At 73.8% G+C, this 17,459-nt stretch carries 1 protein-coding gene; it reads right to left on the minus strand.

The window, feature by feature from the left end:
* Positions 1 to 17,423, minus strand: a 17,423-nt coding sequence (locus tag ACFYZR_RS27270; protein WP_391914768.1) for an SDR family NAD(P)-dependent oxidoreductase, incomplete at its 3' end; no start/stop codon positions are given.
* Positions 17,424 to 17,459: the final 36 nt, after the last annotated feature.

Raw genomic sequence — 17,459 nt, forward strand, 5'->3', positions numbered from 1 at the left:
TCCACCAACCGGAACAACGCCACCTCGACCGCGAACAAACCGGCCTGGGCAAACACCGTCTGGTTGATCAGCTCCTCGTCCTCACCCCAGACCACATCCCGCAGCGGACGCTCCAGATGCTCGTCCAGCCCCGCACACACCGCATCGAACGCCGCAGCGAACACCGGGAACCGGGCATACAACTCCCGCCCCATCCCCAACCGCTGCGACCCCTGACCCGAGAACAGCACGGCCGTCGAGTCGTTGCTCCGCGCGGAGGCCGTGAAGGCGGCGGGTACGGACTCGCCGCGCGCGAGGGCCTCCAGGCCGTCGAGCAGCTCGGCGCGGTCCGTGCCGACGACGGCCGCGCGGCACTCCAGGGCCGACCGGGTCGTGGCCAGCGAGTGCGCCACCTCGAACGGGGTGAGCTCCGGGCGGGCCGCGACGAACGACCGGAGTCGGCCGGCCTGGTCGCGCAGCGCCTCCGGCGTGGCGGCGTGGACCAGCCACGGCACGGTGCCGGCGGAGTCGCCTTCCGGTTCGGGGGTCTCGGGCCGCGGTCCCTGTTCCAGGACCACGTGCGCGTTCGTGCCGCTGATGCCGAAGGCCGAGACGCTCGCGCGCCGCGGGTGTCCGGTCTCGGGCCACGCGGTCGGCTCGGTCAGCAGTGCCACGGCACCGGCCGACCAGTCGACGTGCGGCGAGGGCTCGTCCACGTGCAGGGTCTTCGGCAGCAGGCCGTTCCGCATCGCCATGACCATCTTCATGACGCCCGCGACACCCGCCGCCGCCTGCGCGTGACCGATGTTGGACTTCACCGAGCCCAGCCACAGCGGCCGGCCCTCCGGCCGGTCCTGGCCGTAGGTCGCCAGCAGCGCCTGCGCCTCGATCGGGTCACCCAGCGTCGTGCCCGTACCGTGCGCCTCGACCGCGTCGACGTCGGTGGGCGCGAGGCCGGAGTTCTCCAGGGCCTGGCGGATCACCCGCTGCTGCGAGGGGCCGTTGGGTGCGGAGAAGCCGTTGCTCGCGCCGTCCTGGTTCACTGCCGTGCCCCGCACGACCGCGAGCACCTCGTGGCCGTTGCGCAGGGCGTCGGAGAGCCGCTCGACGAGGAGGACGCCCGCGCCCTCGGACCAGCCGACGCCGTCGGCCGCACCGGCGAACGCCTTGCAGCGGCCGTCCGCGGAGAGCCCGCGCTGACGACTGAACTCGATGAACATGCCCGGCGTCGACATCACCGTCGCACCGCCGGCCAGCGCCAGCGAGCACTCGCCCGAGCGCAGCGCCTGCACCGCCAGGTGCAGGGCGACGAGCGACGACGAGCACGCCGTGTCGACCGTCACCGCCGGGCCCTCGAAACCGTACGTGTAGGACACGCGGCCGGAGACGACGCTGCCTCCGCTGGTGCCCGAGGGCGACACGTTCAGGGCGTAGTCGTGGTACATGACGCCGGCGAACACGCCGGTCCTGCTGCCCTTGAGCGTGGCCGGGTCGATGCCGGCGCGTTCCATCGCCTCCCAGGACACCTCGAGGAGGAGTCGCTGCTGCGGGTCCATGTAGGTGGCCTCGCGGGGCGAGATGCCGAAGAACCCGGGGTCGAAGTCGGCCGCGTCGTGGAGGAAGCTGCCGCGGCGCGTGTAGCTCTTGCCCTCCCTGCCCGGCTCGGGGTCGTAGAGGTCCTCGACGTTCCAGCCGCGGTCGACGGGCAGGTCGGAGACGGTGTCGACGCCGTCGACGACCAGCCGCCACAGGTCCTCGGGCGACGCGACGCCGCCAGGGTAGCGGCAGGCCATGCCGACGATGGCGATCGGTTCGTCGTCCAGGGGACGCCGGCCGCCGTCGGCCACGGTCACCGCGCCCGCCACCGTCCCGTCCTGGTCGGCGACCAGGGTGAGGATGTGGTCGGTGACGGCGCGGGAGTTGGGGTGGTCGAAGACGAGCGTGGCGGGGAGACGCAGACCGGTGACGCGGTTGAGCTGATTGCGCAGCTCGGTCGCCGCGAGGGAGTCGAAACCGAGCTCCTGGAACGCCCGGTCCGGCCCGATCGCCTCGGCCGACCCATGCCCCAGAACAGCCGCCACCTGACCGCGCACGATCTGAAGCACCGTGCGGTTTCGCTCGCCGTCGGTGAGTCCGGCCAGGCGTGCCCGCAGGCCGGTGGCCGTGACGACTGTCGCGTCGGCGGCCGTGGCACGCCGGATCCCGGGGGCGAGGCCGCGCAGGAGGGCGGGGACCTCGTCCGTACGGGTGCGCAGGGCGGCGGCGTCGACGTGGATGGGGACGACCGCGGGCCGCGACGACCTCAGCCCGGCCGCGAACAGCTCCAGACCGGCCTCGTGCGACAACACGGGCACGCCCTGGGTGGCCATGCGCTTGCGGTCGATGTCGCTCAGGAACTTGCCGAGCCCGGCGCCCACGTCCCACAGGCCGAAGGCCATCGACGTCGCGGGCAGCCCCTCGGCGTGGCGCTGCTGCGCCAGGGCGTCGAGGAAGACGTTCGCGGCCGCGTAGTTGCCCTGCCCCGCGGCGAGGACGAGCCCGCCGGCCGAGGAGAAGGTGACGAAGGCCCTCAGGTCCTCCATCTCACGGGTCAGCTCGTGCAGCCACCAGGCGGCATCGGCCTTGGGCGCGAGCACGGTGTCGATGCGCTCGGGGGTGAGTGCTCCGACGAGGCCGTTGTCGCCGATTCCGGCAGCGTGGACCACGGCGGTGAGGGGCCGGTCGGTGGTGATTCCGTCCACCACAGCGGCCAGCGCCACACGATCGGACACATCACACGCGACGACGCGCGCGTCAGCACCCATCGCAGTCAGCTCCGCCACCAACTCCGACGCACCCGGGGCCTCAAGGCCCCGACGGCTCGTCAGCGTCAGGTACCGGACACCACGCTCGGCGACCAGGTAACGGGCCACAACAGCACCCAGACCACCCGTACCACCGGTAATCAGCACCCCACCCTCGACATCGAGGGAGACATCCGCTGCCTCAAACGCAGGCGCCAGACGCACCAGGCGCGGCACCAACACCTCGCCACCACGCACCGCCGACTCCGGCTCGCCCGAAGCCAGCGCCGCGACCAGCGTCTCCCCCGGCTCACCATCGACGTCCACCAGGACGAACCGCCCCGGGTTCTCCGCCTGCGCCGAACGCACCAGACCCCTCACCGGAGCCTGCACCACATCCAACGCCACACCATCAGCCACAGCCACCGCGTTCCGCGTGACCACAGCCAACCGCGAACCCGCGAAACGCTCGTCGGACAGCCACTCCTGCACCGCGTCCAACACCCGGCGCAGCACCGTCCGTACGCCGTCGGGCACATCGCCCTCCGACGCCGTCACGCCACAGTCCAGCACCACCACATCCGGCACCGCATCTAGATCGGCGACCGTCTCCCACGGCGCCCACGACACCGTGGCACCGTCCGCCACCGCCGCACCGGACCACTCGATCCCGTACAGCGGGCGGCCCGTACGTCCTCCGGCGTCCAGTTGCTCGGCCGAGACCGGCCGGCCCGCCACGGAGCCCACCGTGAGCACCGGTCGGCCCGTCACGTCGGAGACCGCCAGCGACAGCGCGCCGTCGCCCTCGCGGGACAGGCGTACCCGGACCGCCGAGGCGCCCACCGCGTGCAGCGCCACATCGGTCCACGCGAAGGGAATCCTGGTCTCGCCGTCACCCGCGCCGGTGAGGATCGCGGCGTGCATCGCCGCGTCCAGCAGCGCCGGGTGCAGACCGAACGCCCCACCATCGACGCCTTCCGGCAACGCCACCTCGGCGAACAGCTCATCGCCGACCCGCCACGCCGCCCGCAGGCCCTGGAACACCGGGCCGTAGCCGTAGCCGTACTCCGCGAACGTCTCGTACGCGCCCTCGACGGGCAGCGGCTCGGCACCCGCCGGGGGCCAGGCCGCCGAGGTGTCCATGTCCGGGGTCATGGCTCCCGAGGCGAGCACGCCGGTGGCGTGCTGGGTCCAGGGGTCGAGGACCCGGCCCTCCGGCCGGGAGTGGACGCCGAGGCTGCGGCGCCCCGTCGCGTCCTGTGCGCCGACGCGCACCTGGATCTGTACCGCCCCGCCCTGCTCGGGCAGCAGCAGGGGTGCGGTGAGGGTGAGTTCCTCGACGAGGTCGCAGCCGACCTCGTCACCGGCCCGGACGGCCAGTTCGAGCAGTCCGGTGCCGGGGACGAGCACAGCGCCCTGGACGACGTGGTCCGCGAGCCACGGCTGGGACTGCACGGACAGCCGGCCGGTGAGCAGGTAGCCGTCGGCGTCGGCGAGTTCGAGGGCGGCGCCCAGCATCGGGTGTCCCGCCGGGCCCAGGCCCGCGAAGCGTACGTCGCCGGCGCGGGCCTGCACGCCCGTGGGCCAGTACCGCTCGCGCTGGAACGCGTACGTCGGCAGGTCGACGCGGCGTGCCCCGGTACCGGCGAAGAGCGCGGTCCAGTCGGCGTCCGCGCCGAGAACGTGGAGGCGGGCGACGGCGTCGAGGAGCGCCCGCTCCTCGTCCCGGCCCTTGCGCAGGGCGGGGACGAAGACGGCCTCGGCGTCGGTCGGCTCCACGGTCGATTCCGTCGCCAGGGCGGACAGGGAGCCGTCCGGCCCGAGCTCCAGGAACGACCGTACGCCCGCCGCCCACAGCGTCCGCACGCCGTCGGCGAAGCGGACCGCCTCCCGGACGTGCCGCACCCAGTACTCCGGGGAGCGGAGCTGTTCGTCGGTGGCGGGTTCGCCGGTCAGGTTCGATACGAGGGGGACGGTCGGGGTGCCGTACGTCAGGCTCTCGGCGACGGCGCGGAAGTCCGCGAGCATCGGCTCCATGAGCGGCGAGTGGAAGGCGTGCGAGACCCGGAGCGGGGTGGTCTTGCGGCCGTCGGCCTCGAAGCGGGAAGCGATCTCCAGGACGGCTTCTTCCGTACCCGAGACCACCACCGACGACGGTCCGTTGACCGCCGCGATCGCGACGTCGTCCGTCAGCAGCGGCCGGACCTCGTCCTCGGTGGCCCGTACGGCCAGCATGGCGCCGCCCGAGGGCAGGGCCTGCATCAGCCGGCCGCGAGCCGCGACGAGCCGGCAGGCGTCGTCCAGCGAGAAGACACCCGCGACGTGCGCGGCCGCGATCTCGCCGATGGAGTGGCCGAGCAGCTGGTCCGGGCGTACGCCCCAGGACTCCAGCAGCCGGAAGAGCGCCACTTCGACGGCGAAGAGCCCTGTCTGGGCGTACACGGTCCGGTTCAGCGCCTCCGGGTCGTCGCCCCAGACGACGTCGCGGAGCGGCAGGTCCAGGCCCAGGTGGTCGTCCAGTCGGGCGCACAGCGCGTCGAACGCCGCAGCGAACACCGGGAAACGGGCATACAGCTCCCGGCCCATGCCGAGCCGCTGCGACCCCTGGCCCGAGAAGAGGAAGGCGACCTTGCCGGAGCGCGTCGTTCCCTCCGCGTGCTCGTCCGACCGGCCGGCCGCGAGCGCAGACAGGGAGCGCAGGACCTCGTCCCGGTCCGCGCTCAGCAGCACGGCCCGGTGGGAGAAGAGCGCCCGGCTCGTCACCAGCGAGTGCGCGACATCGGTGAGCCGCAGCTCCGGCCGCTCCTGGAGATGGGTCAGCAGGCGTGCCGCCTGGTCCCGCAGGGCCGCCTCGGTCCTGCCCGACAGCAGCCAGGGCAGCACGGCACCCGACTCCGGAGCGTCCACAAGCTCGGGCTCCGACTCGGGCTCGCCCTGCTCCAGGATCACGTGGGCGTTCGTCCCGCTGATGCCGAACGACGACACACCCGCCCTGCGCGGCCCCTCGCCCTCCGGCCAGACCGTCTGCTCCGTCAGCAGTTCCACGGCGCCCGCAGACCAGTCCACGTGCGACGACGGCTCGTCGACGTGCAGCGTCTGCGGAAGAACGCCATGCCGCATCGCCATGACCATCTTGATGATCCCGGCAACGCCCGCCGCCGCCTGCGTGTGACCGAGGTTGGACTTGACCGAGCCGAGCAGCAGCGGCCGGTCCTCCGGCCGTCCCTGGCCGTAGGTCGCCAGCAGCGCCTGCGCCTCGATCGGGTCACCCAGAGTCGTACCCGTGCCATGTGCCTCGACGACATCGACATCGCCGGTGGACAGCCCGCCGCTGGCGAGCGCCTGGCGGATCACCCGCTGCTGCGACGGACCGTTCGGCGCCGTCAGACCGTTCGACGCACCGTCCTGGTTGACCGCCGAGCCCCGCACGGTCGCCAGGATCCGGTGACCGTTGCGACGGGCGTCCGACATGCGCTCCAGCACGAGGATGCCGGCGCCTTCACCCCAGCCGACGCCGTCGGCGCCGTCCGCGAAGGCCTTGCACCGGCCGTCGGCGGAGAGCCCGCCCTGGCGGGAGAACTCGACGAAGGTCAGCGGCGTCGACATCACCGTCACACCACCGGCCAGCGCCAGCGAGCACTCACCCGAACGCAGCGCCTGAGCCGCCAGATGCAGGGCGACGAGCGAGGACGAGCAGGCCGTGTCGACGGTCACCGCCGGGCCCTCGAAGCCGAAGGTGTACGACACCCGGCCCGACGCCACACTGCCCGCGCTGCCACTGCCCTGGTAGCCCTCGAACTCACGCCCGGAGAGGAGCTGGGCGTAGTCGTGGTACATGACGCCCGCGAAGACACCGGTCCGGCTGCCGCGCAGCGTGGCCGGGTCCATTCCGGCCCGCTCCAGGGCCTCCCACGTCGTCTCCAGCAGCAGCCGCTGCTGGGCGTCGGTGGTCAGGGCCTCGCGGGGGCTCATCCCGAAGAACTCGGGGTCGAACTCGCCCGCGTCGTGGAGGAATCCACCGGACCGGGTGGCGACGGCGCTCTCACGGTCCGGGTCGTCGAGGTCCCAGCCGCGGTCCGTCGGGAAGCCGGAGACGGCGTCCACGCCGTCCGACACCAGCCGCCACAGGTCCTCCGGGGACGCGACCCCGCCCGGGAAGCGGCAGCTCATTCCGACGATCACCACCGGATCGTCGACGAGCGCCGGCAGCGCGCCGACGGCCTGGAGCGAAGCCTCCGGCTCCGCCCCGAAGAGCTCGTCGTACAGATGACCCACCAGGGCCCGGGCGGTGGGGTAGTCGAACACCGCCGTCGCGGGCAGCCGCAGGCCCGTCGCCTTGCCGAGCCGGTTGCGGAGCTCGATGGCGGTCAGGGAGTCGAAGCCGAGGTCCTGGAAGGCCCGCGACGGATCCACCGTGTCCGCGTCCGCGTGGCCCAGCACGACGGCGATCTGTGTACGGACGAGGTCCAGCAGCGCGTCGCGCCGCTCGGTCTCGGAGACCGCCGCCAGCCGCCGGACCAGCCCGGAGGCGACAGCGGTGCCCGCGCCGGCCGTACGCCGGACGCGGGTGCGGACGAGGCCGCGCAGCAGCGCGGGCACCTCGCCCCCCGCCCGCAGGGCCGCGAGGTCCAGGCGTACGGGCAGCAGCGCCGGCCGCGCCACGGCCGCCGGCAGGGCGGCGTCGAAGAGCGCGAGGCCCTGCTCCACGGACAGCACCGGCATACCGGAACGCGCGATCCGCTGGACGTCGGCCTCGGTCAGCGTGCCCGTCATACCGCTGTCCTGGGCCCACGGGCCCCAGGCGAGCGACGCGCCGACGAGTCCCTCGGCACGGCGGCGCATGACGAGTGCGTCGAGGAAGGCGTTGCCTGCCGCGTAGTTGGCCTGGCCGGGGCTGCCGAAGGTACCGGCGACGGAGGAGAAGACGGCGAAGGCGTCGAGGTCGAGGTGCTTGGTGGCCTCGTGGAGGTTCCAGACAGCGTCGACCTTCGGCCGCAGGACGGCGGATACGCGATCCGGGGTGAGGGAAGCGACGATTCCATCGTCGAGCACACCGGCGGTGTGCACCACGGCCGTGATCCGGTGCCGCGAGACGAGATCGGCCACGGCGGCCGGGTCCGCGACGTCGCACGCTTCCACGGCCACGTCGGCGCCCTCGGCGGCCAGCTCCGCCACCAGCTCCTGGGCGCCCTCGGCGGCGAGGCCGCTACGGCTGACCAGCAGGAGGCCGCGCACGCCGTGCGCGCTCACCAGGTGCCGGGCGACGATCCGGCCCAGACCGCCCGTACCACCCGTGACCAGGACCGTACCGTCGGCCCGCCAGGAGAACCCGTCCGCCGGCTCCGCCGTGACGCGGGCCAGCCGCGCGGCCAGCACCTCGCCGCCACGGATCAGCAGCTGCGGCTCGTCCACGGCCAGCGCCTGCGGCAGGACGGACGCGGCGGTGTCATCGCCGAGATCCACCAGGCCGAACCGGCCCGGGCTCTCCAGCTGCGCCGAGCGCACCAGACCCCAGACGGCCGCACCCGCCAGGTCGTCGCCCGCGACGGCCCCATGGGTGGTGAACACCAGGCGCGAGGAAGCGAATCGTTCCTCACCGAGCCACGACTGGATGAGCTCGAGAGCGCGCGCGGTCGCGGCGTGGACCGAGTCCACCACATCGTCGTCGGCGCTGGTCGCCGCCGTCACCGAGGCCACGACGACGGCCGGAACGGCAGCGTCGTCATCGGTCGGCGTCGCGAGGTCCGCGTACGGTACGGCTTCGGCGTCCGCGACCTGGACCGGGGTCCAGTCGAGGGCGAAGAGCGAGTCGCGGTCGGCGGTGCGGAGCTGGTCGGCCGCGATCGGCCGGACCACCAGCGACTCCACGGACGCGACCGGGGCACCGGCCGTGTCCGCCACGGCGATGGACAGCCCGCCGTCGGCGGCGGCGCGGATACGGGCCCGTACCGCGGACGCGCCCGTGGCGTGCAGCGAGACCCCGGTCCACGAGAACGGGACGCCGCGGCGGTCCTCGGAGCCGGTGACGGCGGAGGCGTGCAGGACGGCGTCGAAGAGCGCCGGGTGCAGACCGTACGCGCCACCGTCCACGTCCTCGGGCAGCGCCACCTCGGCGAACACGTCGTCACCGAGCTTCCAGGCCGCCCGGAGGCCCTGGAACACCCGGCCGTAGTCGAAGCCCGCCTCCGCGAACTCCTCATAGCTGCTCGTGACGTCGACCGGCTCGGCACCCGCCGGCGGCCAGGTCACGGCATCGAAAATCTGCGGTTCGGCGTCCTCGGCGGTGAGGAAACCGTCGGCGTGCAGCGTCCACGGCTCGTCACCTCCGTCACCCTCGCGCGAGTGGACGGTCACGGCGCGGCGGCCCGTCTCGTCGGGCTCGCCGACGCGGACCTGCACCTGGACGCCGCCCTGCTCGGGCAGGACCAGCGGCGCGGCCAGCGTCAGCTCCTCCAGCCCCGCGCAACCGACCTCGTCACCGGCCCGCAGCGCCAGCTCCACCAACGCCGTACCCGGCACCAGCACCGAACCCAGCACGGCGTGATCGGCCAGCCAGGCGTGGGTCTGGAGCGACAGACGCCCCGTGAAGAGGAAGCCGTCGGAGCCCGCCAGCTCCACCGCCGCACCCAGCAGCGGATGGTCGGCGGAGCCCAGGCCCGCGAAGCGGACGTCCCCGGCGCGTGCGATCGTGCCCGTCGGCCAGAACCGCTGGTGCTGGAAGGCGTACGTCGGCAGGTCCACGCGCCGGGCGCCCGTCCCCGCGTACACGGCGGCCCAGTCCACGGCGGCACCGGAGACGTGCAGCTGTGCCAGGGCGGTGAGCGCTGTCAGTTCCTCGGGCCGGTCCTTGCGCAGGACGGGCACGAGCACGGCGCCCTCGTCGGCCAGCGACTCGCGGGCCATGGCGGTCAGCACACCGTCCGGGCCCAGCTCCAGGAAGCGGGTCACGCCCTCGGCCTGGAGGGTGCGGATCCCGTCGGCGAAGCGGACGGCCTCGCGAACGTGGCGGACCCAGTAGGCGGGAGAGGTCAGCTGCGCCTCGGTGGCGGTCTCGCCGGTGAGGTTGGAGACGACCGGGATGGCCGGGGTGCCGAAGGACAGGCGCTCCACGACCTCCAGGAACCGCCCGAGCATCGGTGCCATCAGCGGCGAGTGGAAGGCATGGGAGACGCGCAGACGGCTGGTCTTCCGGCCCTCGGACTCGAAGTGCCCGGCGATCCTTACGACCGCCTCCTCCACGCCCGAGACCACCACGGACGACGGGCCGTTGACGGCCGCGATCGTGACGTCGTCCGCGACCAGCGGCAGGACCTCGTCCTCCGTCGCCTGGATGGCGACCATCGCACCACCGGCGGGCAGCTCCTGCATCAGCCGGCCGCGAGCCGCCACCAGCGCACACGCGTCCGCCAGGGAGAAGACTCCGGCGACGTGTGCCGCCGCGACCTCGCCGATCGAGTGCCCGGCCACGAAGTCCGGACGTACGCCCCACGACTCCACCAACCGGAACAGCGCCACCTCGACCGCGAACAGCCCGGCCTGGGTGTAGACGGTCTGGTTGACCAGATCCTCGTCCTCACCCCAGACCACATCCCGCAGGGACCGGTCCAAGTGCTCGTCCAGCCCCGCGCACACCGCGTCGAACGCCTCGGCGAACACCGGGAAGCGGGAGTACAGCTCCCGCCCCATCCCCAACCGCTGCGACCCCTGACCCGAGAACAGCACCGCCGTCCTGCCCGAGCCTTCCGAACCCGCCGAGCCCTCGACCACGCCGGCACCGGGCTCACCCGACGCCAGCGCCGCGAGCGCCCCCGCCAGCGACTCCGCGTCCGCGCCCAGCACCACCGCACGATGCTCGAAGCTCGACCGGCTGGACACCAGCGAGAAACCCACGTCCACGGGACGCCGCCCGTCGGCATGTGCGTCGACATGTGCCAGAAGACGCGACGCCTGATCCCGCAGGGCCGCTTCGGTCCTGCCGGACAGCACCCACGGCACGACCGCGCCCGGCTCCGGGGCATCCACCGGCTCCGGCTCCGCCTCGGCCTGCTCCAGGATCACGTGGGCGTTCGTCCCGCTGACGCCGAACGACGACACACCCGCCCGTCGCCGGCCGCCTTCCGCGGCCGTCCACTCGACGGGCGCGGTCAGCAGCTCCACAGCACCCGCCGACCAGTCCACGTGCGTGGACGGCTCGTCGATGTGGAGGGTGTGCGGCAGGACGCCGTGCCGCATCGCCATGACCATCTTGATGATCCCGGCGACACCGGCGGCGGCCTGTGTGTGACCGATGTTGGACTTCACGGAACCCAGCCACAGCGGCCGGTCCTCCGGCCGGTCCTGACCGTACGTCGCCAGCAGCGCCTGCGCCTCGATCGGGTCACCCAGCGTCGTACCCGTACCGTGCGCCTCCACCGCGTCCACATCAGCGGCCGACAGGCCGGCGCTCGCCAGCGCCTGGCGGATCACGCGCTGCTGCGACGGGCCGTTCGGCGCCGTCAGACCGTTCGACGCGCCGTCCTGGTTGACCGCCGAGCCCCGCAGGACGGCCAGCACCCGGTGGCCGTTGCGCCGGGCGTCCGACAGCCGCTCCAGGACCAGCATGCCGACGCCTTCCGCCCAGCCGACGCCGTCGGCGGCGTCGGCGAAGGCCTTGGAGCGGCCGTCCGCCGCGAGGCCGCGCTGACGGGAGAACTCGACGAACGTCGTCGGCGTCGACATCACCGTCACGCCACCGGCCAGCGCCAGCGAGCACTCGCCCGAACGCAGCGCCTGCGCCGCCCAGTGGAGGGCGACGAGCGACGACGAGCAGGCCGTGTCGACCGTGACGGCCGGGCCTTCCAGGCCGAAGGTGTACGACACCCGGCCCGAGGCGATGCTGGCGGCGCTGCCGTTGCCCCGGAAGCCCTCGAACTGGTCGCCGACCAGCATGTTCGCGTAGTCGTTGTACATCACGCCGGCGAAGACACCGGTCCTGCTGCCGCGCAGGGCCAGCGGGTCGATGCCCGCGCGCTCGATCGCCTCCCACGTCGCCTCCAGCAGCAGCCGCTGCTGCGAGTCCGTCGCCAGGGCCTCACGCGGGCTCATCCCGAAGAACGCCGGGTCGAACTCGCCCGCCTCGTGGAGGAAGCCGCCGGAGCGGGTGTAGGAGGTGCCGGGCACCTCGGGGTCGGGGTTGTAGAGGGCCTCGACGTCCCAGCCGCGGTCGGTCGGGAAGCCGGAGACCGCGTCGACGCCGTCCGACACCAGCCGCCACAGATCCTCCGGGGACGACACGCCACCCGGGAAGCGGCAGCTCATCCCGACGATCACCACCGGGTCGTCGGCCACCGCCGGCAGGGTACCCACGGCGGCGGCCTGGGGCGCTGCTTCCGGCTCGGTGCCGAACAGTTCGTCCAGCAGGAAACCGACCAGGGCCTCCGGGGTCGGGTAGTCGAAGACCACGGTGGCCGAGAGGCGCAGGCCCGTGGCCGCGTTCAGCCGGTTGCGGAGTTCGACGGCCGTCAGCGAGTCGAAGCCGAGGTCCTGGAAGGCGCGTGACGCCTTCACCGTGTCCGCGTCCGCGTGGCCCAGGACCACCGCGATCTGGCCGCGGACCAGGTCCTGGAGCACCTCTCGGCGCTCGACCGGGCCCAGCCCGGTCAGCCGGCCCACGAGTCCGGCGGCCGCGGCCGAGGCCGTCGCCGCCGAGCGGCGCGCGCGGCCGCGGACCAGGCCGCGCAGGAGCGCGGGGGCGTCGCCCTGGGCCCGCAGGGCGGGGAGGTCGAAGCGGACGGGCAGGACGACGGCGTCGTCCACCGTCAGCGCGGCGTCGAACAGGGCGACGCCTTCCGCGGGGGTGAGTTCGGGCATGCCCGAGCGGGCGATGCGCCGGATGTCGACGTCCGACAGGGTGCCGGTCATGCCGCCGTCCTGGGTCCAGGGACCCCACGGCATGGAGACGGCGGTGCGGCCGGTGGCCCGCCGGTGCTGGGCGAGCGCGTCGAGGAAGGCGTTGCCCGCCGCGTAGTTGGCCTGGCCCGGGCCGCCGAAGACGCCGGAGACGGAGGAGAAGGTGATGAAGGCGTCGAGGTCGAGGTCCCTGGTCGCCTCGTGGAGGTGCCAGGCCGCGTCGGTCTTCGGGCGGAGGACGGTGGCGAGCCGCTCCGGCGTCAGGGATTCCACCACGCCGTCGTCGAGGACGCCGGCGGTGTGCACGACGGCCGTGATGCGGTGCCGTGCCACCAGGTCGTCCACGGCCGTCCGGTCCGTGACGTCGCAGGCCTCGACCGTGATCCGGGCGCCCTGGTCGGTCAGTTCGCGGGCCAGTTCTTCGGCGCCCTCGGCGGCGGGGCCGCTGCGACTGACGAGGAGGAGGTCGCGTACGCCGTGCGCGGTGACCAGGTGGCGGGCGACGGCGCGGCCGAGGCCGCCCGTGCCGCCGGTGACGAGGACGGTGCCGTCGGCCTTCCAGGGGGAGGCCGTGGTCTCCTGGGGTGTGGCCCGGGCCAGTCGCGCGGTGAGGATCTCGCCGTCGCGGAGGAGGAGTTGCGGCTCGTCGGTGGTCAGGGCAAGGGCTTGCGGGAGCGCGGTGCGGCAGGCCGTCTCGTCGCCCTCCAGGTCCAGCAGGCCGAAGCGCTCCGGGTGCTCGGAGCGGGCCGAGCGCACCAGGCCCCACGCGGCCGCCGCGGCGAGGTCGTTGCCGGACGTGGCGCCCCGGGTGAGGAACACCAGCCGCGCCCCGGCGAACCGCTCGTCCGCCAGCCACTGCTGTACGAGTTCCAGGACCCGGGCCGTCACCGTGTGGACGGATTCCACGACGGCGTCCGGGTAGCCGTCGCCCGCCACGGGCACGAGGACCGTGCCGGACACGTCGCCGGCCTCGGCCAGCGCCGTCAGGTCCGTACGGTGGACGTAGCGCTCGGTGTCGGCGGCGGCGAACGCCTCCGCGCCCGTGCCCACGACCGCGATCCGGTCCGGTGCGGCGCCCGTCCGTGTCGCGCGCTGGGGTGCGGGTGTCCATCGCAGCTGGAACAGGGAGTCCCGTCCTACGGCTGCCGTGGCGCCCGCGCCCGTGAGCCGGTCGGCGCGGTCGGTCGAGACCGCCCGCAGGACGAGCGTGTCGACCGAGGCGACGGGGCCGCCCTCGGCGTCGGCGACGGTCACGGACACCGAGTCGTCGCCCGTGCGGACGACCCGGACGCGGATCGCGGAAGCGCCGGACGCGTGGAGGGTGACGCCTTCCCAGGAGAAGGGCAGGACGCCCCGCTCCATGCCGTTGAAGGCGGTGACGTGGAGGGCCGCGTCCAGCAGTGCGGGGTGGATGCCGTAGGCCGCGGCGTCGCCCTCGCCGGTCGCGGGCAGGGACACCTCGGCGTACATCTCGTCGCCGCGCCGCCAGGCGCTGCGCAGGCCCTGGAAGAGCGGGCCGTAGTCGAAGCCGCCGACGGCCATCCGGTCGTAGAGGCCGGTCAGTTCGACGGGCTCGGCGCCGGTGGGCGGCCAGGTGGTGACGTCGAGGGCGGCGGCCTGCCGCTCCTCCTCGCCCGTGCCGCCGAGCACGCCGGTGGCGTGGCGGGTCCAGGGGCGTTCGCCGTCGCCTTCGGGGCGTGAGCGGGCGGTGAGGGTGCGGCGGCCGGAGTCGTCGGCGGGGCCGATGTGCAGTTGCAGCTGGACGCCGCCGCCGTCCTCGGGGAGGACGAGGGGTGCGGCGAGGGTGAGGTCCTCGATGCGGTCGCAGCCGACCTCGTCGGCGGCTCGGATGGCGAGTTCGACGAAGGCGGTGCCGGGCAGGAGGACGGAGCCCAGGACCATGTGGTCGGCGAGCCAGGGGTGGGTGCGTACCGACAGGCGTGTGGTGAGCAGCAGGCCGTCGCCGCCGTCGGGGAGTTCGACGGAGGCGGCGGCGCTCAGCAGCGGGTGGTCGGTCGCTTCGAGGCCGGCGGTGCCGACGTCGCCGGTGGCGGGGGCGGGCTCGGGCCAGTAGCGGCGGTGCTGGAATGCGTACGTGGGGAGGTCGACCCGGCGTGCCCCGGTCCCGGCGAAGAGGGCGGTCCAGTCGACGTCCGTGCCCTGGGTGGAGAGGTGGGCGAGGGCGGTGAGGAGGGCCGGTTCCTCCGGGCGGTCCTTGCGGAGGGCGGGGACGGCGAGCGTCTCGTCGGGGAGGGTTTCCCGGGCCATGGCGGAGAGGGTGCCGTCGGGGCCGAGTTCCAGGAGGCGGGTGACGCCTTCCGCGTGGAGGGTGCGGATGCCGTCGGCGAAGCGGACGGCCTCGCGGACGTGGCGGACCCAGTAGTCCGGGGAGCGCAGTTGGTCGTCGGTGGCGAGGCCGCCGGTGACGTTGGAGACGACGGTCAGGTCCGGGCGGGCGAAGGTCAGGCCGGCGACGGTGGTGCGGAAGTCGTCCAGCATGGGTTCCATCAGCGGGGAGTGGAACGCGTGGGAGACCCGCAGTCGGCTGGTCTTGCGGCCTTCGGTGGCGAAGTGGGTGCGTATGCGTTCGACGGCGTCCTCGCCGCCGGATATCACGACGGAGGACGGGCCGTTGACGGCGGCGATCGACACGTCGTCCGTCAGCAGCGGCAGGATTTCGTCCTCGGTGGCGCGGAGGGCGGCCATGGCCCCGCCCCGCGGCAGGGCCTGCATCAGGCGGCCCCGGGCGGCGACGAGGGCGCACGCGTCGGCGAGCGGGAGGACGCCCGCGACGTGGGCGGCGGTGATCTCGCCGAGCGAGTGCCCGGCGACGTACTCGGGACGGACGCCCCAGGACTCCACGAGCCGGAACAACGCCACCTCTACCGCGAACAGCCCGGCCTGGGCGTACACGGTCTGGTCGAGGAGGTCCTGGTCCTCGCCCCAGACGATGTCGCGGAGGGAGCGGCCCAGGTGCTCGTCCAGTGCGGCGCACGCGGCGTCGAACGCTTCGGCGAACGCCGGGAAGCGGCCGTGCAGTTCGCGGCCCATGCCCAGGCGCTGGGAGCCCTGCCCCGAGAAGAGGAAGGCCGTCCGGCCCGGGGTGGTCGCGCCTTGGACGAGGCCTGCGTCGGGCTCGCCGGAGGCGAGTGCCGTCAGGGCGCGGGTGAGGGTTTCGGGGCCGTCGCCTAGGACGACCGCGCGGTGCGGGAGGCCGGCCCGGGTCGCGACCAGGGAGTGGCCGGTGTCCAGGGGGTTCCCGCCGGTGTGGTCCAGCAGGCGGGCGGCCTGGGCGCGCAGGGCCTCCTCCGTCTTGCCGGTCAGCACCCAGGGCACCACTCCCGGCGTCACGGCCGGTGCCGTGGCCCGCTCGGGTTCCGGCTCGGGTTCGGCCTGCTCCAGGATCACGTGGGCGTTGGTGCCGCTGATGCCGAAGGCGGAGACGGCGGCGCGGCGCGGGCGGCCGGTGGCGGGCCAGTCGAGGCGCTCGGTGAGCAGTTCGACGGCGCCCGCCGACCAGTCCACGTGCGAGGTGGGCTCGTCGACGTGGAGGGTGCGCGGCAGGACGCCCTGCCGGATGGCCATGATCATCTTGATGACGCCGGCGACGCCGGCCGCCGCCTGGGCGTGGCCGATGTTGGACTTGATGCCGCCGAGGCGCAGCGGCTGCCCGGCGGGCCGGTCCTGGCCGTAGGTGGCGAGGAGGGCCTGGGCCTCGATCGGGTCGCCGAGGGTGGTGCCGGTGCCATGGGCCTCGACGGCGTCGACCTGGTCGGGGGTGAGCTGGGCGTTGGTGAGGGCGGCGCGGATGACGCGCTGCTGGGAGGGGCCGTTGGGGGCGGTGAGGCGGCTGCTGGCGCCGTCCTGGTTGACGGCGGTGCCGCGGACGACGGCGAGGACGCGGTGGCCGTTGCGACGGGCGTCGGAGAGGCGTTCGACGAGGAGGACGCCGACGCCCTCCGCCCAGCCGGTGCCGTCGGCGGCGTCGGCGAAGGGCTTGCAGCGGCCGTCGGGGGCGAGTCCGCGCTGGCGGGAGAACTCGGTGAAGAGGCTGGTGGTGGGCATCACGGCGACGCCGCCCGCCAGGGCGAGGGAGCATTCGCCGGAGCGCAGGGCGCGGACGGCGAGGTGGAGGGCGACGAGGGAGGAGGAGCAGGCCGTGTCCACGGTGACGGCCGGGCCTTCGAGGCCGAGGGTGTAGGCGATGCGGCCGGACAGGACGCTGGTGGCGCCGCCGGTGAGCAGGTGGCCCTCGGTCTCGTCGGTGCGGGAGGCGAGCGAGCCGTAGTTGGTGTCGGCGCCGCCGACGAAGACGCCGGTGTCGCTGCCGCGCAGGGAGGCGGGGTTGATGCGGGCGCGTTCGACGGCTTCCCAGGCCGATTCGAGGAGCAGTCGCTGCTGGGGGTCCATGGCCAGCGCCTCGCGGGGGGCGATGCCGAAGAGTTCCGCGTCGAAGTCGGCCGCTCCGGTGAGGAAGCCGCCCTGGCGGACGTAGCTCTTCCCCGGTTTGCCGGGCTCGGGGTCGTAGAGGGCGTCGAAGTCCCAGCCGCGGTCGGTGGGGATGTCGCCGACCGCGTCGACGCCGCTGTCGACGAGCCGCCACAGGTCCTCGGGGGAGGCGACGCCGCCGGGGAAGCGGCAGGCCATGCCGACGACGGCGATGGGCTCGCTGTCCTTGGCCTCGACGGTCTCCAGCCGCTGCTTGGCTCGCCGCAGGTCGGCGGTGACGCGCTTGAGATAGTCCCGGAGCTTGTCTTCGGTGCTGCTGGTCATGGTTCTTGCTTCCTCCCAGTCCGGAAAATGGTGTTT

The organism is Streptomyces sp. NPDC001678 (assembly GCF_042892945.1).
GTDB lineage: Bacteria > Actinomycetota > Actinomycetes > Streptomycetales > Streptomycetaceae > Streptomyces.